Genomic DNA, 21,176 nt, shown 5'->3' with positions numbered 1-21,176 from the left:
GCCGGGGCGCCGGGGGAACCGGCGCGGCGTACGCCGGAGAACGCCGGGGAAGGGGCGGGGCCGGGTGCAGCCGGACGGGGCCGGCTGCGCTACGGGGACGGTCGTCGGGGGACGGTTACGAGCGACGGCTGCCGAAGAGGGTGCGCCGCAGCCTGCGCAGCGGTGCGAACAGCGCGACGCGCGCGCTGCGGCTCCGCTGGACGTGGGTGTGGTCCCGCGCGGTGAGTTCGCGCATCAGCAGGGTCGCCTCGGCCACTTCGTGGCGCGGGGCGGCGGGTCCGCCCAGCACGGCGAGGTGGCGGTCGAGGCGCGAGCTGACCGCGCTGCTCCCGCAGGTGATGGCAGGCACGCGGGGCGGCCTGCTGCGCATTGCTATCTGTTCCATGTCTCTCCCCACCCGTACGAGGGCACCCGGCCCGGGCAGGGTAACCCTATCGCCTGCACAATGTCCTCGGGTATCCCGGTGGTGTGAATTACCCCTGTGAGTACGGGTAGTTGACGATTACTCAGCGGAGTCGACCGTCACTCTCCGTGCGAGAGGCGGCACTTGAGAACACGCTCCGTGAGGGCCGCGGAGAGGTGTCGTCACGACGGGGGCCGCCAGAGCTCCGCTGCGCTAACTTGGAGTGATCACCCGGTGACACAGGGGGGAATCGCGTGAGTGCCGACGAAAGCGGGGAGTCCGGGCGTGTCATCGCCGGGCGCTACCGGCTGCTCGGCCCGCTGGGCCGCGGCGGCATGGGCGTGGTGTGGCGGGCGCGGGACGAGGTCCTGGCCCGGGAGGTCGCGGTCAAGGAGGTCCGGGCGCCCGAGGGGCTGGACGCCGCCGAGGTCGCGCGGCTGTACCGGCGGCTGGAGCGCGAGGCGTGGGCCGCGGCGCGGGTCACGCACCGGGGGGTGGTCACGGTCTACGACGTGGCCACCGAGGAGGGCCGGCCCTGGATCGTGATGGAGCTGGTGCGCGGGCTCTCCCTGGCGGAGGTGCTGGAGGGCGAGGGCCCGATGACCCCGCAGCGGACCGCGCACCTGGGCGAGCAGGTGCTGGCGGCACTGCGCTCGGCGCACGGGGCCGGGGTGCTGCACCGGGACGTGAAGCCCGCCAACGTGCTGGTCGCCAACGACGGGCGGGTGGTGCTGGGCGACTTCGGGATCGCGAGCCTGGCGGGCTCCTCCCCGCTGACGATGACGGGCGAGGTGATGGGCTCCCCCGAATACCTCGCCCCCGAACGGGCGGTGGGGCGCGACCCCGGCCCCGAGTCGGACCTGTGGTCGCTCGGGGTGATGCTCTACACGGCCGTGGAGGGGGTCTCGCCCTTCCGGCGGGACAGTCCGGTGGCGACCCTGGAGGCCGTGGTGGAGGGGGAGTTGCCCCCGCCGCGCCGGGCCGGCCCGCTGGAACCCGTGCTGGAGGGGCTGCTGCGCAAGGACCCGGCCGCGCGGCTGCCCGCGGCGGAGGCCGCCCGGATGCTGCGGATCATCGGCGCGGGTGGCGCCGTACGGGATCCGGGCGGGCCGGTGTGGGACCCCGCGGCGCCGACGGCGGTGCTGGCGGGGCCGTACGAGGGGGACCGCGGGACGGCGCCCCTCCCGTCGGCGCCCCCGCCCGCGCGGCCGCCGGAGCGGGGCGGGAGCGGGGCGGGCGTGGTGCTGACCGTGGGCGTCGTGGTGCTGCTGGCGGTGCTGGCCCTGCTGGTGTGGCTGCTGCTGCGCGACACCGGGGGCGGGGCCGGGGCGGCCGGGCCGTCCGGGAGCCCGGGCGTGACGGAGCGGCCCTCGCCGTCCGCGCCGGCTTCGGCTTCCCCGTCGCAGGCCGCGACCAGCGGGCCCGCGCAGAACGTCACCCTGTACGTGCACACCCTGCGCGCCGCCTACGCCGGGAGCTGCCCGCCGCCGGCGACGGGTACGCCCTCGTTCACCGGCACCATCGAGGTGGCCGTGACCCCGGCCGTGGTGGAGTACCGCTGGGCCAGGCTCGACGGCTCGACGTCCGCGGAGCCGTGGCAGAGCATCACGTACGAGGCGGGCGGGGCGCGGACCCGTCAGCTGAACCACGACGAGCCGGAGGGGAAGACGGGCGGGAACGTCCAGGACGCGGTACGGCTGGAGGTGCGCGCGCCGCAGCTGAAGACCTCGCCCTGGCTGGAGTTCTCGGTGGCGTGCGCGGAGGAGACCCCGACGGGCGGGGCCTCCTCCCCTGCTCCGGCGAGCCCCTCGGGCCCGCCCGCCGGGACGTCGGCGCCGGCCACGGGACCGGCTCCGACGGGGAGCCCGGCGGCCGGCCCTCAGGCCTTGCCGCTGAACACCGGCAGGTAGCCGGAGGACTGTCCGGTGGCGGTGGGGTGGTACGACTCGCCGATGTTGGTCCAGTTGACGCTGTGCAGCCACGCGTCCCCGGAGCAGATCTCGTGGCCGGTGAAGGCCCCGGCGACCGAGGCGAAGGTGAACCCGTGGTCGGCGGCGCGCTTGGCGATGGCGGCGTTGAGGTAGTCGGCGGCGCCGTTGATGGCGGTGCGCTCGCCCTCGGTGAGCCCGGCGATGCAGCTGCCGTTGAGCTGGTAGAAGCGGGGATAGCCGAGCACGACCACCTTGGCGGAGGGGGCGCGGCCGCGGATGGCGTCGTAGACCTGGTCGAGCTGGCCGGGGAGGGTGGTGTCGACGTACGCCTTGGCCTGGTTGACGCGGCTCACACAGGTGGACTCGGACTGCAGGACACAGGTCGTCATCACGTCGGAGAACCCGGCGTCGTTGCCGCCGATGGTGATGCTGACCAGGTCGGTACCGGAGTTGAGCGGGCCGAGCTGCCCGGAGAGGACGTCACCCGTACGGGCGCCCGAGCAGGCGGTGAAGGAGAAGGTCTGCGGGGCGTGGGCGGCGGCCCACAGGGCCGGGTAGGCACGGGTGGTGCGCTTGCAGTTGCCGCTGGCGGAGTCGTAGTTGCCGGCGCCGACGCCGGACGAGTACGAGTCGCCGAGTGCGACGTAGCCGAAGTCGGCCTGGGCGGAGGCCTGGCCGGCGCCGAAGAGGGCTGCTCCGGCGGCGAGCAGCAGGGAGGAGGTGAGGGCGGCGAAGCGCGACAGTCTCATGCTCATGTGGGCGGCTCCTTGTGGGGGTTACTCCTCAGTCCGTGGTACAAGCAGCCGGGGATGGCCGGAAGTGTTCATGCCAAGAATTTTCGGGGCGGGGTTGGCGTCGGAATCTTCACGCCCGGCGCGTTTGAAGGGGGAACGCGTCCACCCGATCCGGCGAAACACGGGTGCGGCAGGGCAGTTCGTGCCGGATCATGGGCGCCATGCCAGCAGACCCGCATGACGCGCTGCCGATCCGGCTCCACGTGGACGACAGTGACTCACCGTCGGACGTCGTCGACGCGCTCTTCCTCGGCCGGTTCGCGACCGGCGAGCAGCCGTACGCGCAGAGCGTCACCATCGAGCGGGTGAAGGCGGAGGCGACGCTGCTGCCCCCGCGGGCCACCGTGCTCCGCGCGGCGCGCGACACCGACCGCAGCGCCACTCTCGCCGAGGGCGAGGGCTGGACGGTCCTGGTCTCCCGCTGGAGCCGGGGCGCGGACGTCACGGTCACGGCGGTCAGCGACGAGCTCGCGCAGCGGGTGCTCGGCGAGGCCACGGACGGCGCCCAGGACGAGCCCGAACCCCAGCCGGAGAACGTGACGATGGGCTTCTGGTACGTCTCCCCGCGCCGCGGCCCGTACCGCACGACGCGGCAGATCTCGGCCGGTACGTGGGCGGAGGTCCGGCCGAACTACACGGCGCCGGTGGCGGCGGCGATGGACCGGCTGATGAAGGTCACCCCGGACGACATCGCGGGGCGGCTGCTGCTGTTGCACGGGCCGCCCGGGACGGGGAAGACGTCGGCCCTGCGGACGCTGGCGCGGTCGTGGCGGGACTGGTGCCAGGTGGACTGCGTCCTGGACCCGGAACGGCTGTTCAACGACGTCGGCTACCTGATGGACATCGCGATCGGCGAGGACGAGGGCACCGCGAAGGGACGCTGGCGGCTGCTGCTGCTGGAGGACTGCGACGAGCTGATCCGCGGCGAGGCGCGGCACACGGCGGGGCAGGCGCTGTCACGGCTGCTCAACCTGACGGACGGTCTGCTGGGGCAGGGCCGCAACGTCCTGGTCGGGGTCACGACCAACGAGGACCTGGAGCGGCTGCACCCGGCGGTGGTCCGCCCCGGGCGGTGCCTGGCCCGCATCGAGGTCGGCCGGCTGACGCACGGCGAGGCGGTGGACTGGCTCGGCACCGACGAGGGGGTCTCCCGGGAGGGCGCGACCCTGGCGGAACTCTTCGCCCTCCGGCGGGGCACGGGACCGGCGGCGGTCGTCCCGGCGCAGCCGCAGTCGGAGGCGGGCCTGTACCTCTGAGCCGGCGGGGCTACTGGGCCGCGTACTGGGCCCGGAGGGCCGCGGTGGCCGCGGCCAGGGCCTCCGACTCCGTGAGACCCAGCCGACGGACACGTTCCGCATACGCCTGCGCGGCCACCGCCGCCTCCCGCGACGAACCCTCCCCCGCCGCGACGAACGTCCCGTTCCGCCCCCGCGTCTCGATCACCCCGTCGGCCTCCAGCGCCCGGTACGCCTTCGCCACGGTGTTCGCCGCGAGCCCCAGCTCCTCCGCCAGCCCCCGCACGGTCGGCAGTTTGAAGCCCGCCGGAAGCCGGCCCGAACGGGCCTGGTCCGCGATCTGCGCGCGCAGCTGTTCGTACGGGGCCGCCGATCCGGCCGCGCCGTCGATCCTGATCCTGAGGGGGTTGGTCGAGGTCACGCGCCGATTGTAATTCGCATGCGCGGTAGGCGGATCCGCCCGTAACGTCCCCCGCATGACCCTCCCCGCCGTTCGCGTGCGCGACCTGCGCCCCGACGACCCCGCCGACGCCGAGGCCGTGGTCCGGGTGCGCCGCGCGGCCCTGCCCTTCCTGGTGACCACCCCCGCCGGTGTGGCGTTCGAGCTCGGCTCCGCGCACCCCCGTGCCCGCTTCCGCCTCCTGATCGCCGAGACCGCCGGCGGCGGGGCCGTCGGCACCGCCCAGGTCGGCCTCGCCCACGACAGCCCGGAGCCCGGCCAGTCGTACGTCAACGCCTACGTCGACCCCGCCCACCGCGCCCTCGGCGTCGGAACCGCCCTGCTGCGCACCGCGGAGGAGCACCTCGCCGCGTCCGGGGCCGTGGACGCGTACGCCTGGGTGCTCGACGAGCCCGCGCACCGCGGCTTCGCCGAGCGGCGCGGCTACCGGGCCAGCCGGTCGGCGCACTTCCTGCACCTGGACCTGGCGGCGGGCACCCTCCCGCCGCTCCCCCGCGCCCTGCCCGCCGGGGTGGAGCTGCGCCCGGCCTCGGCCTTCGCCGGGGACCCCCGTCCGCTCTACGAGGCCGACGCCGAGGCCTCGGCCGACGAACCGGGCGACGTCCCGTTGGCGCTCGACGACTACGAGGCCTGGCTGGACGGTGTCTGGCACGACCCGACCCTCGACCGCGAGCTGACCTCGGTCGTCCTCGTCGACGGGGCCGTGGCCGCGTTCTCGGCCGCCCGGACCGACGGCCGCACCCGCTATTCCTCGGCGATGACCGGCACCCGGCGCGCCTTCCGCGGCCGCGGCCTGGCCAAGCTGGCCAAGACCGACTCGCTGCACCGGGCCCGCGCGGCCGGGTACACCGACGCCTTCACCGGCAACGACGCCGGGAACGGACCGATGCTCGCGATCAACGCGTGGTTCGGATACGAGATCTGCGCGAGCGAGACGCGCTTCACGAAGAGGCTTGGAGGAGCATCACAGTGACCACCACCTGGACCATCACCCTCACCAAGGGCGGCCGGACCAAGATCGGCTATCCGGCGGCGCAGCTGGCCGACGACGGTGACCGGATCTCGGTGCGGGCCCCCTGGGCGGCCGAGGGCGTACGGGACTTCGGGTTCGTCCGGTTCGAGCCGGGGGACGTGTTCGTCGAGCACTTCTGGAGGACCCGCTGGTACGCGGTCAAGGAGGTCCGGACCGGCGACGGGGTCCTGAAGGGCTGGTACTGCGACGTCACGCGCCCGGCCGTGGTCCGCGAGGGCGGGATCCTCGTGGAGGACCTGGACCTCGACCTGTGGGTGTCGGCGGACGGGAAGACCGTCCTGCGGCTGGACGAGGACGAGTTCGCGGAGAGCGGCCTGACCGCGAGCGACCCCGAGGCGGCGGCCCAGGCCGTACGGGCGCTCGACGCGCTGGAGGAGGCGGCCCTGTCCGAGGAGGGACTGGCCGCACTGCTGCGGTGACCGCGGAGGCTTCCTGTAGGGGTGCTTAGGGGTTCCTTAAGAGGAGCCTAAGGATCCTCTTGCCGGGCGCGAAGGCCGCCGAACGGGCTTTTGGGCGGGCTAGCTTGGCCGGGCCAGGGAGGTCGTGGTGCGGTGTCGGGGCCCTTGCGGGGCGGCGCCGCGGCGGCCGGTTCCGCTGGTGCACCCTGCCCCGCGCTCGAAGGAGATCCGCCCATGCCCGCACGCCGCCGCACCGCCGCCGCCGCCCGTATCGCCGCCGTCGGCCTCGCCCCGCTCGCGGTGGCCGCGTACACGGCCGTCCCGGCGGCGGCCCACGGGTCGATGACGGACCCGGTCAGCCGGGTCGCGGCGTGCTACGCGGAGGGGCCGGAGGCGCCGAAGTCGGCGGCGTGCAAGGCGGCCGTCGCCGCGAGCGGCCCGCAGGCCTTCTACGACTGGAACGCGGTGAACATCGCGAACGCGGCCGGCAGGAGCCGGTCCCTGATCCCCGACGGGCAGCTGTGCTCGGCGGGCAACGCCACGTACAAGGGGCTGGACCTGCCCCGCACCGACTGGCCGGCGACCCCGATGACGGCGGGGGCGCACACCTTCCGCTACAAGGGCACCGCCCCGCACAAGGGCTCCTTCGAGCTGTACGTGACGAAGGACGGCTACGACCCGTCGAAGCCGCTGAAGTGGTCCGACCTGGAGCCGGCGCCGTTCGTGAAGGTCACCGACCCGGGGATGCGGAACGGGGACTACGTCTTCGACGGAGTGGTGCCGAAGAAGAGCGGGCGGCACCTCGTCTACAGCGTCTGGCAGCGCTCGGACAGCCCCGAGGCCTTCTACACCTGCTCGGACGTGGTCTTCGGCAAGGACGGCGGGAGCACCGGCGCCGGGGGCGGCGGTACGGGGGCCGCCCCGGGAGCGGGGGCCCCGGGGACGGGCGCCTCCGCGCAGCCGGGCGAGCCCGCGCCGGTCCAGACGCCCGCGGCGCCGACGGAGCGGCAGATCTCCGACGGCGCCGGCCGGTCCACCGTGGAGCACGGCGGCCACGGCGACAACGACCCGAGGACGAACGGCCGGGCCGCGGCCTCCCCGGTCGCCGCCGCGCCGGCCCCCGCCGCCTCCCCCTCCCCCGCCGGCGGCAGGGAGGGCGGCGACCTCGCGGAGACCGGCGGGAACGGCGCCACCCCGGCGCTCGCGATCGCGGGCGCCGGGGTGGTGGCCGTGGGTGCGGCCGTGCTGTTCGCCGTGGCCCGCCGCCGGGCCACCGGGGTGCGCCGGAGCGTCCGCTAGCCGCGGCGGGGCCGGGCGGGGCGGGTCAGTCGAAGACCGAGGCGCACGTGGTCCGTTCCGCGTGCGCCGGGTCGAGGGCGTTGACCGCCTCGTGCCAGGCGATCCGGTCGGTCAGGCCGATGGCCACGTGCTCCGAGAGGTCCAGGGCGCACAGGTCCTGGAGGACGACGTTGCGGACGGCCGGTCCGTCGAGGAAGGCGCTCCGGTAGGGGGTGACCACCTCGTCGTACTTGGTCGCGATGACGGTGTAGGAGACGCCGGGGACGGTGTCGCCGCCGGCGTTCAGCTTCTGCTGGAAGGCGGATCCGGCGATCTGGTCGGCCAGCCCCGGGGTCGCCGTGCTGATCAGGTCCGCGGCGCCGGGGAAGTACGGGAGCAGCTGGGCGAGTCCGGACAGGGTGGTGCCGTGGTTGTCGGGGGCGAGGCCCACGAGGGCGTTGACCTTGGCGGCGCCGCCGAGGAACTTCAGGTAGTAGCGGGGCATCATGCCGCCCTGGGAGTGGCCGACGAGGTCGGCCTTGGCGGCGCCGGTGGAGGCCAGCACCTTGTCGACGAAGGCGTCGAGCTGGCCGGCCGACCTGTCGATGGGGCCGAGCCCGTTGAAGAGGGGCACGCCGGGCAGCTGGCCGTAGTCGAGGGAGTAGACGCAGTAGCCGCGGTGGACCAGGTAGGGGGCGAACCCGAGCCAGTTGTCGACGGAGTTGCCGAAGGTTCCGTGGACGAGGACGACCGGGCGGGGATGTTCGGCCGAGGGCTTGCAGGACCAGTTGTTCCAGCCGCTGCTGGGAGCGGACGCCGCCTGCGCTGCGCCGGTGGGGGCGACGAGCGCGGCGGCGGCCAGGGTGAGGACGGCCAGCGGGCGGAGCAGGCGTCTCCAGGGCAGCATCGTGTGATCTCCTCGCGGTTCAAGGGGAATGGTGTGGGGGTTCCGTCCCGTGATCCGGATCACAAGGGGAGCTGCTGCCGCCAAATTACGGGCGAGTAGCAAGACTTGGAAGTTACGCGGCGGTAAAAACTCGCGTGTCCAGCGCGCCTCCAGTACCGCTCGGGAAGGATGGACGCCCCTGGACCCCCCGCAACCCGAGGTGAGCGCCGCCATGCACGAGGCCCCTGGAGCCGGCACCGCCCTGGCCACCCCGCCCGCGCTGGCGGCCGACCCGCTGGTCGCCGCCGTCACCGACGCCGCCGTACGGGTCCTGCGGCCCGGGGCGGAGCGGACGGCGGCCGAGGGGGTGCCGCGTACCCACCTGGACGCGCTCGCCGCCTGCGGCGCGTACGGGGTGATCGGATACGAACCGGGGCCTGATTCCGGCCTCACGGCCCGTCAGGTGGTCCGGGAGGTCCACGAGGTCCTGGCGGCGGTGGACCCGTCGACGTGGTTCGTGTGGACCCAGCACGTCCCGCTCGCCCGGGCCCTCGCCCAGGCCACCGGCCCGGCGGGCACCGCCCTGCGCGAGAGCCGGCTGCCGGCCCTGCTGCGCGGGGAGCGGCGGCCGACGGCGGGTTACGCCTTCCTGCGGCGTCCGAGCCCGCCCGTCACGGCGGAGCGGGTGCCGGGCGGATGGCGGCTGACCGGGCGGATGCCGTGGGTGACGGGCTGGGGGGTGGCCGACTCCCTGTACGCGGGTGCCGTCACCGGCTCCGACGAGGCGGTCCTCGCCCTGATCGACTGCGGCTCCGGGGCCGGGGCCGGGGCGGAGGGGCTGAGCGCCGTCGAGGAGGCCCCGCTGTGGGCGATGGGCGGGACGCACACGGCCTCCGTCGAGCTGCGCGGGGTGCTCGTGCCCGACGCCCGGGTGCTCGGGGTGGTGCCCCGGGCGGAGTGGATCCGGGCCTACGACCTGGAGAACGCCGACGCCCAGCCGGCCGTCTTCGGGCAGCTGCGCGCGACCGCCGACTTCCTCCTCCGCTCGGAGCCGTACGGGGAACTCGGCCTGCGGCTGGCCGAGAAGGCCGCCCGGCTGCGCGCCGAGGCCTACGCCCTGCGCGACGGACTGCCGGCCGGCGAGGGCGTCGGGGCCCGGCTGGGCCTGCGGGCCGCGGCCCTGGACCTGGCCGTACGGTCGGCGGCGGCCTGCGTGGCGGTGGCCGGGGGCCGGGCGATCCAGTACGGGCACACCGCCGGGCGGCTCTCCCGGGAGGCCCAGTTCCACCTGATCCAGGCCCAGACCACCCCCCTGCGCACGGAGACGGCCCGGCTGATCCTGGGCGACCTCTGACCCCGGGCCGGGTACCACCGCACCTCGCCGCACCCCTGCACGGCACCCGGGGCGCCTCCCAGCGGTGGCCGGGGAACGCCGCGGGCTTGACCGGCGGGATCCGGAAGGGACGGCCTAGAAGAGCGCGGCCGGGCGGACCGTGCCCGGGCCGAAGCGGGCGTTGGCGCGGTCGATGGCGGCCTCCACCGTGAGGCGGGCCTCGCGGACGGGGTCCAGGGAGAGCTGACGGGTCACGGCCTGCGCGGCCGCGAGGTCCTCGGCGCGCAGCACCATGCCGGTGAGCCGGGCCCGTTGCAGGCCCGCCGCGTCCATCAGGCGGTACGCGAGGGTGCGGAGGTCCTCGTCGTGGGCGGAGGGTTCCACCAGCCGTCGGGAGCGCTCCCAGCGGGTGCCGCCGGCGAACTGCAGGGTCAGGCACAGGGACCGGGCGGCCTGGCGGCGGCCGCGCAGCTGCGCGCCGAGCCGGACCACCAGGCCGAGCAGGGCGGCCCGGGCGTGCGGGCCGTCCAGTTCCTGGCGGTCGAAGCCGGTCCGGACGGCGGCGGAGCCGGGCAGGTCGCGCGGGGTGACCGGGCGCGGGTCGATCCCGCGGGCGCGCTCCGCGACGAGCCGGCCGGCCCGCTTGCCGAGGATCCGTTCCAGGACGCCGGGCGGGACCTGTGTGAGCGCCCCGACGGTGTGCAGCCCGTACCCGCGCAGCGCGTCGGCCTGGCGGGGGCCGAGCCCGTGCAGGGCCTCCACGGGCAGGGGGGCGAGGAAGTCGGCCACCCGCTCCCGGGGCACGGCCAGCACCCCGCCGGGTCCCGGGATCCGGGCGGAGGCCATGGCCGCCACGGCCCAGGTGCCCGCGACCCCGATCCGTACGTCCGTACCCAGCCGGGCCACCGCGCGCAGCCGGACCACCTCGGCGATCCGGGCGGCGTCGGCCCCGAAGTACCGCCGGGCGCCGCGCACCTGGACCAGCGCGGCCCGCGGCGGCAGGGCCTGGACCAGAGGGGAGAACTCCCGCAGCAGCTCCAGCACCTCCCGGTACCCCTCCCCGGCCACGGCGGGACCGCAGCGGACGTGCAGCACCCCGGCCCCGGCGGGGTCGGCGGCACCCCCGAAAGCGGCGCCGGTTCCCGGGTCCGAGCCAGGCCGAGGGCCGGTACCCGGCCAGGAATCGGCACCCGGCCAGGGGTCCGCTTTCGGCGCGGTCGGGTGCTGGAGGGACGGTGCCGTCGTCATCCCGCGCTCCCCGGGCTGGAGTGCCACAGCTTGCGGCCCGTCGCCGCGCGGTCGCCCGGCGGCTGGAGGTCGGCCCACGGGTTCAGCTCGTAGCCGGTCGGCAGGTGGATGCGCCTGCCGCTGTCGCCGGGACCCTCGGGCAGGGGCCGGGCCAGCCGGGCCGTGACCGCCTCCAGGCCCTCGTCCTCGCGCAGCCGCACCAGTTCGGCGAGGTCCCAGGCGGCCGCCCCGACCACGCTCAGGCTCTGCGGGCCGCGCCGCTGCACGACTCCCCGTACCAGCAGCAGGAAGGAGTGGAAGACGGTGTGCGCGCAGGCCTCCTGGCTGTCGTCGAAGAAGGCCAGGTCGACCAGGCCGGTGCCGTCGTCCAGGGTGGTGAAGACGACCCGCCTGCCGGAGCGGATCGGCGGGGTCTGGGTGGCCGCCTTGGCGCCGGCGACGAGCACGGTCCGCCCGTGCGCGGTCTCGCGCAGCCGGCGGGCCGGGACCACGCCCAGCTCGGCGAGGAAGGCGTGGTGGTCGTCCATCAGGTGGCGGGAGGCGTCCATGCCGAGGACGCCGAGTTCGGCGCTGAGCCGTTCGGCGTCGGTCAGGTCGGGCAGTCCGACGGGGGCGGTGGAACGGCCGCCGCCCAGCGGGAGTTGGGCGGCGCCCCGGACTCCGGCGGCGCGCTGGGCGCCATGGAGTTCCGTCAAGTGCAGCAGCAGGTCGCGGCGGTTGGCGGCGAAGGAGTCCAACGCGCCGACCTGTGCGAGGCGTTCGGCCACCGGGCGGCCGGGGTGGGCGCGGTCCCAGAAGTCGCGCAGGGAGGCGTACGGCTGTCCGGCCTCGATGCGCAGGACCTCGGCCCCGCTGATGCCGTGGACGTCGGAGAGGGCGAGCCGCAGCCCCCACCGCTCCGGGCTGTCGGACACCAGTTCGATGCGGTGGGCGGCCGCCGAGCGGTTCACGTCCAGCGGCAGCACCGGCACGCCCCGCCGCCGGGCGTCCGCCAGCAGCAGCCGCTTGGGGTACATGCCGGGGTCGTGGGTGAGCAGCCCGGCGTAGAAGGCGGCCGGGTGGTGGGCCTTGAGCCAGGCCGACTGGTACGTGGGCACGGCGAACGCCACCGCGTGCGCCTTGCAGAACCCGTAGCTGCCGAAGGCCTCGACGATCTCCCAGGTCCGCGCGACCACCTCCGCCGAGTAGCCGCGCCCGGCCGCCGCCGCCGCGAACCAGGCCTTGATCCGGCCCTGCGACTGCGGGTCGGAGAGACCGCGCCGCACCCGGTCGGCCTCGTCGCGGCCGCAGCCGGTCATGACGTGCACGATCTCGATGATCTGCTCGTGGAAGACCACCACCCCGTAGGTCTCGCGCAGCGCGTCGGCGAGGTCCGGGTGCGGGAAGCGGACGGGGGCGCGTCCGTGCCGGGCCTCGATGAAGGGCCGGACCATGTCGGCGGCGACCGGACCGGGCCGGAAGAGGGAGATGTCGACGACCAGGTCGTGGAAGGAGTCCGGCTGGAGCCGTCCGACCAGGTCGCGCTGGCCGGGGGACTCGATCTGGAAGCAGCCCAGCGTCTCGGCCGAGCGGATCAGCCCGTACGTCGCCGGGTCGCCCGGCGGCACCTGCGCGGGGTCGTCGAGGTCGAGCTCCTCCCCGGTGGCGCGGCGCAGTTCCGCGACGGCGTGCGCCATCGCGGACTGCATCCGTACGCCCAGCACGTCGAGTTTGAGCAGGCCGAGGTCCTCCACGTCCTCCTTGTCGAACTGGGACATGGGGAAGCCCTCGCCGCTGGTGGGGACCACGGGGGTGCGTTCCAGGAGGGTGGCGTCGGAGAGCAGGACCCCGCACGGGTGCATGGCGGTGCCGCGCGGCAGGGCGTCCAGGGCCTCGACGAGGTCCCACATCCGGGCGTGCTCCTCCCCCCGCGCCTCGTCGCGCAGGCCGCGCAGCTCGGGCAGTTCGTCCAGGGCGGCGCGGGCGTCGCGGGCACGGATGTGCGGGAAGGCCTTGGCGAGCCGGTCGACGGCGGCCGGGTCCATGGACAGGGCGGCGCCGACGTCGCGGATGGCGTGACGGACCCGGTAGGTCTCGGGCATGGCGACGGTGGCGACGCGTTCGGTGCCGAAGCGGCCGATGATCCGGCGGTAGACCTCCAGGCGGCGGGCGGATTCCACGTCGATGTCGATGTCGGGCAGGACGCGCCGGCGCCGGGACAGGAAGCGCTCCATGAGCAGGCCGTTGGCGACGGGGTCGGCGTGCGCGATGCCGAGGAGGTGGTTGACGAGGGAGCCGGCGCCGGAGCCTCGGGCGGCCACGCGGATGCCCATCTCCCGGACGTCGTCCACGACCTGGGCGACCGTCAGGAAGTACGAGGCGTAGCCGTGGAAGGCGATGACGTCGAGTTCCTCGTGCATCCGGTCCCAGTACGCGCGCTCGCCGGCGTAGCCGCGCAGCACCATGCCGGCGCCGGCCCGGGAGGCGAGCACCCGCTGGGCGGTGCGGTGGGCGGCGCCGACGAGGCGGGGCTCGGGGAAGTGCACGGAGCCGAGGCCGAGGTCGTCCTCGGGGTCCACGGCGCAGGCCTCGGCGGTCTCGCGGGTGCGGGCGAGGAGCCGGCGGGCGTCGGCGGGCCGCAGCCCGGCCGCCCGCGCGATCCGGTCGGCGGTGTCGGCCATGGCGGCGGGGTCCTTGAGCCACCGCTCGCCGCTGTCGAGGGGGCCGCGGGGGTCGACGGGGACGAGGCGGCGGGCGGCGTCGAGGACGTCGGCGACGGGTCCCTGGCCGGGGTCGGCGTAGCGGACGGCGTTGGTCAGCACGGCCGGGACGCCCTGCTCGGCGGCGAAGCCGACGGTACGGGCGGCCAGGCGCAGCGAGCCGGGGCCGGTGCCGGGGCGGCCGTGGTGGACGGCCTCCAGGCGCAGGGCGTCGCCGTAGCGCTCCCGCCAGGGCGCGAGCAGCCGCGCGGCCCGGTCGGGGCGCCCGGCGGCCAGCGCCCGGCCCACCTCGGACCCGGGCCCGAGCAGCACGAACACCCCACCGCCGCCGAGCGTCCCGAAGGGCACCAGGGGCCGCCCCTGGCCTCCGGCGGGGTACGGGAACCCGGCCGCGCCGGCCCCCGGCCCGGCAGCCCCGCCGGAGGCGGAGCTCCCCGCCCGCGCCCCGGCGAACCCGCCGGAGCCGGGCGCGCCGGAGAGGCCCCCGGGCCGGCCGGAGCCGTCCCCGCCCGGCACGGAGCCGGAGCCCGGCCACGGGCCGTCCGGCCCGGCGGGGGCGTGGGCGGCGGTGACCAGACGGCAGAGCTCCGCCCAGCCGGCGGCGCCGTCGCGGGCCAGGAAGAGGGCGCGCGGGGCGGACTCGTCCACGAAGGCACCGCCCCTCACGGGCACCCGCCGCCGGTACGAGGCCTCGCCCGTACCGGCACCGCCGGGCGGACCCGACCCGTCGGGCGGCCCCGCGGGGGCGACGGCCAGGTCCACTCCGAACAGCGGCCGGATCCCGGCCGCCGCGGCCGCCTTCGCGAAGCGGACCGCGCCCGCGAGGGTGTCGCGGTCGGTCAGGGCGAGGGCGTCCATGCCCCGCTCGGCGGCGCGTTCCGCCAGCCGCTGCGGGTGCGAGGCGCCGTAGCGCACGGAGAACCCCGAAACGGTGTGCAGATGCGTGAACCCGGGCACCCGCGGCCCTCCTGCTTCCCTCGACCTTCTTGCCTCCCCCTTCTCCACCATAGAGCAATTCGAATATCCGTGCGAAACACTTGTTCGATCATCCATTCGGCCCGTCCCTGCTGCGCCCGTCCCCCGGCCCGCCGAGCGTGGGGACATGACCCAGCCCACCCCGCCGCCCACCGGGCGGACCGACCACGCGGGCCCGGCCGGCGGATTCCTCGCCGAGATCAAGGACGCCGTGACCACCCGGGCCGCCGTGCTGGTCCTGGGGGTGCTGGCCCTCCAGCTGGCCTTCGTCACCTCCTACATCGGCGCCTTCCACCACCCGAAACCCAGCGAGATCCCGCTCGCGGTGGCCGCCCCCGCGCAGCCGCTCGCCGTACGGACCGCGGAGCGGCTCGGCGCCCTGCCCGGCAAGCCCCTCGACCCGCGGGCCGTCGCCGACGAGGCGGCCGCGCTCGCGCAGATCGGGAACCGGGAGGTGGAGGGCGCGCTGATCGTCGATCCGGCCCGCCCGAACGACCGGCTGCTGGTCGCGAGCGGCTCCGGGGCCTCCCTCTCCCAGGCCCTGGAGCAGGTCGTCGGCCTGGCCGAGAAGTCCCAGGGCCGGGGCCTGACCGTCGTCGACGTGGCCCCCGCCGACCGGGGCGACAGCCGCGGCCTGAGCTCCTTCTACCTGGTCGTCGGCTGGTGCGTGGGCGGCTACCTCTGCGCCGCGATCCTCGCCATCAGCGCCGGCGCCCGCCCGGCGAACTCCGCCCGCGCCGTCATCCGGCTCGGCGCGCTGCTCCTGTACGCCGTCGCCGCCGGGCTGCTCGGCGCGGTCATCGCGGGCCCGGTCCTGGGCGCCCTGCCCGGCTCGATCCCGGCCCTGTGGGGGCTGGGCACCCTGGTGGTCTTCGCGGTCGGCGCGCTCACCCTGGCCCTCCAGGGGCTGGCGGGCGTGGTCGGCATCGGCCTGGCCATCCTGCTGGTCGTGGTGCTCGGCAACCCCAGCGCGGGCGGCGCCTACCCGTACCCGCTGCTGCCGCCGTTCTGGCGGGCGATCGGCCCGGCCATGCCGCCGGGCGCCGGTACCTACGCCGCCCGCTCCATCGCCTACTTCCGGGGCAACGGCGCGGCCGGCCCGATGCTGGTCCTGTCCGCCTGGGCGGTGGCCGGGTCCGCCGTCACGCTGGCCTGCGCGATCGCCCGCCGCGGCAGGCCCGGGGCCGCGGTGGGCAGCGGCCTGCCCGACGACGCGGCCCGCCCGGCCGCCCCGCCCGGACCGTGAGGACCGGCCGTCGCGCCCTATCGCATCGCCCTCGCCGGGAGCACAATCACCCTGACTGCTCGCGCCGGACGTGAGGGAGGGAGCGCGTGCGCGAAGAGGTGCGCACCGCTGACGGACGCGTCCTGACGGCGGAACACTGGGGCGACCCGGACGGCAAGCCCGTCTTCCTGCTCCACGGCATGCCCGGCAGCAGGCTCGGGCCGGCCCCCCGGGGCATGGTCCTCTACCAGCGGCGGGTCCGGCTCATCACCTACGACCGGCCCGGCTACGGCGGCTCCGACCGCCACCCCGGGCGCACCGTGGGCGACGTGGCCCAGGACGTGGCCGCCATCGCCGACTCCCTCGGCATCGCCACCTTCGCCGTGGCCGGCCGCTCCGGCGGCGCCCCGGGGGCCCTGGCCTGCGCCGCGCTGCTGCCGGAGCGGGTGACGCGGACGGCGGCCATGGTCCCCCTCGCGCCCCGGGACGCGGAGGACCTGGACTGGTTCGCGGGGATGGCCGCCTCGAACGTGCGGGAGTACACCACCGCCGCCGCCGACCCCGAGGAGCTCACGGCCCGGCTGATCCCGCGCGCCAGTGGGATCGCCCGCGACCCCGGGCGGCTGCTGGACGAGCTGCGCCGGGAGCTGACCGCCAGCGACCGGATGATCGTCGCGGACGCCGGCCTGCGGTCGATGCTGCTGCGCAACTACCGCGAGGCGGTGCGGACTTCGGCGTACGGGTGGATCGACGACATGCTCGCCGCCAGCAGCCCCTGGGGCTTCGAACCCGCGGACATCCGCTGCCCCGTGCTGATCTGGCACGGGGAGCTCGACGTCTTCTCCCCCGTGGGCCACGCGCGCTGGCTGGGCCGGCGCATCCCCGGCGCCACGACCACCATCGACCCGGACGCCGCGCACTTCGCGGCCCTGCGCGCGCTCCCCGACGTCCTCACCTGGCTGCTGCGCGAACTGCCCGCCCCCTCGGTGGGCGAACAGCAGCCGGCGTGAATCCCAGGGCCTGTCGTCACACTCCCGTCGTCGCCCGGAGGGCGGCCCCGCGGCGTCTGGTGCGTGCTCTCGGTGCGCCGGGCGGAAGCCCGCGTACTGGACGTACTTGGCTTTCGCCCGGTTCGGCGAGAGCGCGTGCCAGGCGTCGCGGGGGAGTTTGACGACAGGCCCTAGGCCGCCCCTCGCGCCGCGTCGGCCAGCAGGGTCAGTACGTCGGCGAGGCGCGCGCGGACGGCGGGGTCGGTGACGGTGCCGTCGGCGCCCACCGTCGCGCGGTCCACCGGGATCCGGACGCAGGCGGCGTCGACGACGGCGGCGCCCGTGTAGCCGAGCACCGTCCGCAGCGTGGCCTCGGCGCCGCCGCCGCGGCCCGGGGCGGCCGCGTTCACCCAGGCCACGGGCTTGTCGGAGATCTCGGTGCCGCCGACCGTCCAGTCGAGGAGGTTCTTGAACGACCCCGGCAGGGTGCCCGCGTACTCCGGGGCGCAGACCAGCAGCGCGGCCGCGCCGGCGATGGCCCGGCGCAGCTCGGCCACCGGGGCGGGCAGCGGGTCGGTGTCGTCGTCGGGGTTGAAGTGCGGGAGCCCGGCGAGGCCTTCGTAGCGGACGGCGGTCACCGGCGCGGCCGCACCGGCCGCCACGGACTCGGCCGCCACGGACTCGGCGGTGCGCAGCACGGTCTCGTTGACGGAGCCGGCGCGCAGGCTCCCGGAGAGGAGGAGGATGACGGGAAGTGCGGGTGACGTGGGCACCCGTCCACGCTACCGGCCGGCCCTGGGCCCCCGTCGGCCGCCCCGGGAGAACTGGATCTTGCCGTGCGGCGAACGGCCGCATACGCCCTCTCGATTATTCCCCCACTCTTTCTATAGAACGCTTGACCAGGCGTCATGTCTCGGTTGCCAATGGGATGCTGGCGAGTAAAGTCCGAGCCAGACGCCGGCGGCTCGCCGGAGTCATTCCCTCCCATTCCATCTGGCCTCCCCGAGGACGGTGCCATGAACACTTCCGCAACCCCGCCGACCAGCGCGGTCAAGGACCGCCGGGTCCCGCTCGACAAGATCGACGTCCGGAGTGCGCCCATTGCGGCGGCCCTCGGCCGGGTCCTTCCGTCGGAAACCGGCCGTCACGCGCAGGCACCGATCTTCAACTCTGCGCTCTGACAATGGAGTAAGCGCTCTAGACTGGCGGAATGACCGGCCTGATCGCATTTCGCGAGATCGTCCTGAAGGTTCACAGCAGATGCGATCTCGCTTGTGATCATTGCTATGTCTACGAACACGCCGATCAGAGCTGGCGGGCCCAGCCGAAAGTGATCTCCCCCGAGGTCGTTTCCCGGACCGCGTCGCGGCTCGCCGAACATGCCCGTGACCATGCACTCCCCTCCGTCACGGTGATCCTCCACGGAGGGGAACCCCTGCTGGCGGGACCGGACCGGCTCCGCCTGGTGTGCGAGGAGCTCACCCGCGCCCTCGCCGGGACGGCCGCCCTGGACCTGCGGATCCACACCAACGGACTGCAGCTGGGCCGCCGCCATCTGGACCTCTTCGCCGAGTACGGCGTCCGGGTCGGCATCTCCCTCGACGGGGACCGCGCGGCGAACGACCGCCACCGGCGCTTCGCGGACGGCCGCTCCAGCCACCCGCTGGTCCTGGAGGCCGTGGCCCTCCTCCGCTCGGAGCCCTACCGCCACCTGTACCAGGGCCTGCTGTGCACCGTGGACGTGGCCAACGACCCGGTCGCCGTCCTGGACGCCCTGGTCGAACTGGAGCCGCCCCGGGTGGACTTCCTGCTCCCCCACGGCACCTGGCACGCCCCGCCGCCCCGGCCCGGCGGCGCGCCCGACGCGTACGCCCGCTGGCTGCTGCGGGTCTTCGACCGCTGGGAGCAGCTGGGGCGGCCGGTGCCCGTCCGGCTCTTCGAGTCCCTGCTGTCGACCCTGCGCGGCGGTCCCAGTCTGACGGAGTCCCTGGGGCTGGCCCCGACCGACCTGGTCGTCGTCGAGACCGACGGGACGCTGGAGCAGGTCGATTCCCTCAAGAGCGCCTTCGAGGGGGCCGCCGCCACCGGGTTCAACGTCTTCGACCACTCCTTCGACCTGGTGGCGGCCCATCCGGGGGTACGGGCCCGGCAGCTGGGGCTGGACGGCGTCAGCGGTACGTGCCGCCGGTGCCCTGTCGTACGTTCGTGCGGCGGCGGTCTGTACACCCACCGCTACCGGGAGGTCGGCCCTGCCGGAGCGGGCTTCGACAACCCCTCCGTCTACTGCTCCGACCTGCGGGAACTGGTGGACGGGGTGGAGGGCCGCACGGCCGCCCGGGAGACCGCCCCGGAGCTCGCCGACCCGGCGGAACTCGCCCGTTCGCAGGAGGGGCTGACCCGCGCCCTGCTGGCCCGGCTGCACGGCGAGCTGGCCGCCGACCCCGGGTGGGCGGGGGCCTGGGAGCTGCTGACCGGGGTCGAGGCGGCGGACCCGGACGCCCTGGACGCCGTACTGGGCCACCCCTTCACCCGGACCTGGGTGCTGGAGGCCCTGGACGCCGCCCGCGAGGGCCGGCCGGACGCCCCGGGCTGCGCCCGCAGGCTGGCCGCGCTGGCGGCGGCCGCCGTCCTGCGCGGCGGGCTGGAGCCGGCGGCCGAAGTCGCCTACCGGGACGGGGAGGTGTACCTGCCGACGCTGGGCCTGCTGCGGCTCGGGGAGCCCGGCACGGAGGGCCGGGCCGCGCTGCACGCCACCGGCGAGGGCTACGCGGTCGTCCGGGCGGGCCGCACCGAGCACCGCTTCGGCCCGGCCGCGGGCGACGCGCGCTGGCTGCCCGTACGGACCTGGCGGCCCGGACCGCAGCATCCCCCGGTGGCACTGGAGGACCTGGACCCGTACCGCAACTGCTTCGCCCGCCCGCCCCGGCTGCGGCTCGGCGCCGGCGAGGCCGACGCGTGGCGGCGCCGCCTCGACGCGGCCTGGGCCCTGCTGCACCGCACCGTCCCCGAGTTCGCCCGGGCGGCCGCCGACGGGCTGAGCACCGTCACCCCCCTCGCGGGCGGCCCGCGGGCCCAGGGCTGGGGCGAGGCGGGGCGGCACGGGCCGGGCGCGCTCGGAGTGCCGTACGCCGCCGGGGTGCGGGAGACCGCGCTGGCCCTGCTGACCGGGCGGCGGCGGGCCCGGCTGCGGGCGCTGACCGAGGTGGCGGACCTGTACGCGCTGGACGGGGCCTGGCAGCACCCCTCGCCCTGGCGGACCCGCCCGGTGCCGGTCTCGCGGCTGCTGGCCGACGTGCACGAGCGGGTCGCGGTGGAGGCGTACCGGCGGGCGACGACCACCCAGGAGCCGGGCGGGGCGGACCGGATCCACCGGGCCCTGGACCGGCTGGCGGAGGCGCCCGAGCTGACGGTGACCGGCAAGCGGCTGGTGGAGGAGCTGCGCTGGGAACTGAAGGCGGTGGACGCGTGACCCGCCCGCCGGGCGGGCCCCCGGGCGCCCTCGCCCTGGCCGTCCAGCTGCGGCTGCTCGGGGTGCGCCCGCGGCAGCGGCTGCTGGTGCACGCCGCCCTCGGCGGCACCGGTCTGCACCCCGGGACGCTGCGCGCGGCCCTGACCGGGGTGCTGGGCCCCCACGGCACCCTGGTGGTCCCGGCCTTCACCGCGGAGAACTCCCTCACCTCCTCCGCCCACCTGGCCCGGATCGCCGGTCTGGACGCGGAGGCGGTGGCGGCCTTCCGGGCCGGGATGCCCGCCTTCGACCCGGAGCGCACCCCGAGCCAGGGCATGGGCTCCCTCGCCGAGGCGGTCCGTACCGCCCCGGGCGCCGCCCGCAGCGGCCATCCGCAGACCTCTTTCGCCGCGGTGGGCGCGGACGCGCACCGGATCTGCGCGGAACACCGGCTGGAATGCCATCTGGGTGAGGATTCGCCCCTGGGAAAACTGTGCCGGGAGGGAGGACAGGTACTCATGATCAATGTGGGATTCGGCTCCTGTACCGCTTTCCACCTCGCGGAGTACCGAATTCCGAAGCCCCCCTTGCGCATGTACGACTGTGTGGTGAAGGTGAACCTTCCGGGCGGGCGGCGGGGGGACGGGCACGAGGGGGAGTGGACCAGGTACGAGGACGTCGCCCTCGACGACAGCGATTTCGCGGAGATCGGTCGGGCGCTCCCGGATTCACTCGTACGAAGGGGGAAGGTGGGCGGGGCACCCGCCGTTCTCTTCTCGATCACCGAAGCCGTCGATCACGCCCAGACCTGGATGACCGAAAACAGACGCTGATTGACTGA

At 75.5% G+C, this 21,176-nt stretch carries 18 protein-coding genes; 11 read left to right on the top strand and 7 right to left on the bottom strand.

Annotation, left to right across the window (positions count from 1 at the left end):
- Nucleotides 1-115: 115 nt before the first annotated feature.
- Nucleotides 116-385: a hypothetical protein gene (locus ACZ5NJ_RS00390; protein ID WP_468761084.1), complete on the bottom strand. Its 270-nt coding sequence runs from the start codon at nucleotides 383-385 to the stop codon at nucleotides 116-118.
- Between the two features lie 272 nt (nucleotides 386-657).
- Here ACZ5NJ_RS00390 and ACZ5NJ_RS00385 point away from each other — a divergent pair, with 272 nt between their 5' ends.
- Nucleotides 658-2,313: a serine/threonine-protein kinase gene (locus tag ACZ5NJ_RS00385; RefSeq protein WP_468761082.1), complete on the top strand. Its 1,656-nt coding sequence runs from the start codon at nucleotides 658-660 to the stop codon at nucleotides 2,311-2,313.
- On the opposite strand, the gene ACZ5NJ_RS00380 is transcribed toward ACZ5NJ_RS00385, so the two are convergent.
- A complete protein-coding gene (locus ACZ5NJ_RS00380) occupies nucleotides 2,283-3,083 on the bottom strand; it encodes an SGNH/GDSL hydrolase family protein (protein ID WP_468761972.1) in 801 nt (266 codons plus the stop codon). The two genes, ACZ5NJ_RS00385 and ACZ5NJ_RS00380, sit on opposite strands and share 31 nt — an antisense overlap.
- 206 nt (nucleotides 3,084-3,289) lie before the next feature.
- On the opposite strand from ACZ5NJ_RS00380, the gene ACZ5NJ_RS00375 reads away from it, so the two are divergent.
- The gene (locus tag ACZ5NJ_RS00375; RefSeq protein ID WP_468761080.1) at nucleotides 3,290-4,384 is read left to right on the top strand and encodes a DUF5925 domain-containing protein; all 1,095 of its coding nucleotides are present in this window, start codon (nucleotides 3,290-3,292) and stop codon (nucleotides 4,382-4,384) included.
- A 10-nt stretch (nucleotides 4,385-4,394) separates the two neighbouring features.
- On the opposite strand, the gene ACZ5NJ_RS00370 is transcribed toward ACZ5NJ_RS00375, so the two are convergent.
- Nucleotides 4,395-4,784 carry a GntR family transcriptional regulator gene (locus ACZ5NJ_RS00370; RefSeq protein ID WP_468761078.1) on the bottom strand — a complete coding sequence of 130 codons (390 nt, stop codon included), beginning with the start codon at nucleotides 4,782-4,784 and terminating at the stop codon, nucleotides 4,395-4,397.
- A gap of 55 nt (nucleotides 4,785-4,839) precedes the next feature.
- Here ACZ5NJ_RS00370 and ACZ5NJ_RS00365 point away from each other — a divergent pair, with 55 nt between their 5' ends.
- From ACZ5NJ_RS00365 to ACZ5NJ_RS00355, 3 genes are all read left to right on the top strand, one after another.
- The gene (locus ACZ5NJ_RS00365; RefSeq protein WP_468761076.1) at nucleotides 4,840-5,796 is read left to right on the top strand and encodes a GNAT family N-acetyltransferase; all 957 of its coding nucleotides are present in this window, start codon (nucleotides 4,840-4,842) and stop codon (nucleotides 5,794-5,796) included.
- Entirely contained in the window at nucleotides 5,793-6,275 is a 483-nt protein-coding gene (locus tag ACZ5NJ_RS00360) for a ribonuclease FAU-1 family protein (protein WP_468761074.1), read from the top strand. The genes ACZ5NJ_RS00365 and ACZ5NJ_RS00360 overlap by 4 nt, the downstream gene beginning before the upstream one ends.
- Nucleotides 6,276-6,488: 213 nt before the next feature.
- Nucleotides 6,489-7,553, top strand: a complete 1,065-nt coding sequence (locus ACZ5NJ_RS00355) for a lytic polysaccharide monooxygenase auxiliary activity family 9 protein (RefSeq protein WP_468761071.1) — start codon at nucleotides 6,489-6,491, stop codon at nucleotides 7,551-7,553.
- Between the two features lie 25 nt (nucleotides 7,554-7,578).
- Here ACZ5NJ_RS00355 and ACZ5NJ_RS00350 read toward each other — a convergent pair whose 3' ends face one another.
- A complete protein-coding gene (locus tag ACZ5NJ_RS00350; protein WP_468761069.1) occupies nucleotides 7,579-8,439 on the bottom strand; it encodes an esterase/lipase family protein in 861 nt (286 codons plus the stop codon).
- Nucleotides 8,440-8,650: 211 nt separating this feature from the next.
- Between ACZ5NJ_RS00350 and ACZ5NJ_RS00345 the strand changes: the two genes are divergently transcribed.
- A complete protein-coding gene (locus tag ACZ5NJ_RS00345; protein ID WP_468761067.1) occupies nucleotides 8,651-9,772 on the top strand; it encodes a hypothetical protein in 1,122 nt (373 codons plus the stop codon).
- A gap of 114 nt (nucleotides 9,773-9,886) precedes the next feature.
- Here ACZ5NJ_RS00345 and ACZ5NJ_RS00340 read toward each other — a convergent pair whose 3' ends face one another.
- Both ACZ5NJ_RS00340 and ACZ5NJ_RS00335 read right to left on the bottom strand, forming a co-directional pair.
- The gene (locus ACZ5NJ_RS00340; RefSeq protein WP_468761065.1) at nucleotides 9,887-10,999 is read right to left on the bottom strand and encodes a DNA polymerase Y family protein; all 1,113 of its coding nucleotides are present in this window, start codon (nucleotides 10,997-10,999) and stop codon (nucleotides 9,887-9,889) included.
- A complete protein-coding gene (locus tag ACZ5NJ_RS00335) occupies nucleotides 10,996-14,706 on the bottom strand; it encodes a DNA polymerase III subunit alpha (RefSeq protein ID WP_468761063.1) in 3,711 nt (1,236 codons plus the stop codon). Before ACZ5NJ_RS00335 ends, ACZ5NJ_RS00340 begins: the two co-directional genes overlap by 4 nt.
- Nucleotides 14,707-14,800: 94 nt before the next feature.
- Between ACZ5NJ_RS00335 and ACZ5NJ_RS00330 the strand changes: the two genes are divergently transcribed.
- The gene (locus ACZ5NJ_RS00330; RefSeq protein WP_468761061.1) at nucleotides 14,801-15,919 is read left to right on the top strand and encodes a DUF3533 domain-containing protein; all 1,119 of its coding nucleotides are present in this window, start codon (nucleotides 14,801-14,803) and stop codon (nucleotides 15,917-15,919) included.
- An 86-nt stretch (nucleotides 15,920-16,005) separates the two neighbouring features.
- Nucleotides 16,006-16,908 carry an alpha/beta fold hydrolase gene (locus ACZ5NJ_RS00325; RefSeq protein ID WP_468761059.1) on the top strand — a complete coding sequence of 301 codons (903 nt, stop codon included), beginning with the start codon at nucleotides 16,006-16,008 and terminating at the stop codon, nucleotides 16,906-16,908.
- Nucleotides 16,909-17,078: 170 nt separating this feature from the next.
- On the opposite strand, the gene ACZ5NJ_RS00320 is transcribed toward ACZ5NJ_RS00325, so the two are convergent.
- The gene (locus ACZ5NJ_RS00320; RefSeq protein WP_468761057.1) at nucleotides 17,079-17,660 is read right to left on the bottom strand and encodes an NADPH-dependent FMN reductase; all 582 of its coding nucleotides are present in this window, start codon (nucleotides 17,658-17,660) and stop codon (nucleotides 17,079-17,081) included.
- Between the two features lie 243 nt (nucleotides 17,661-17,903).
- Here ACZ5NJ_RS00320 and fxsA point away from each other — a divergent pair, with 243 nt between their 5' ends.
- Genes fxsA through ACZ5NJ_RS00305 form a run of 3 tightly spaced genes read left to right on the top strand, consistent with a single transcriptional unit; the run spans nucleotide 17,904 to nucleotide 21,168 of the window.
- Nucleotides 17,904-18,068, top strand: a complete 165-nt coding sequence (gene fxsA, locus ACZ5NJ_RS00315; RefSeq protein ID WP_468761055.1) for an FxSxx-COOH cyclophane-containing RiPP peptide — start codon at nucleotides 17,904-17,906, stop codon at nucleotides 18,066-18,068.
- A gap of 29 nt (nucleotides 18,069-18,097) precedes the next feature.
- Entirely contained in the window at nucleotides 18,098-20,356 is a 2,259-nt protein-coding gene (fxsBH, locus tag ACZ5NJ_RS00310; protein WP_468761053.1) for a radical SAM/SPASM protein FxsBH, inactivated beta-hydroxylase extension form, read from the top strand.
- On the top strand, nucleotides 20,353-21,168 hold the full coding sequence (locus tag ACZ5NJ_RS00305) for an AAC(3) family N-acetyltransferase (RefSeq protein ID WP_468761050.1): 816 nt from the start codon (nucleotides 20,353-20,355) through the stop codon (nucleotides 21,166-21,168). The genes fxsBH and ACZ5NJ_RS00305 overlap by 4 nt, the downstream gene beginning before the upstream one ends.
- Nucleotides 21,169-21,176 lie beyond the last annotated feature (8 nt).

The organism is Streptomyces sp. NPDC032091 (assembly GCF_055580265.1).
The sequence above is the reverse complement of the archived record's forward strand: the minus strand, read 5'-3'. Positions and strand labels throughout refer to the sequence as shown.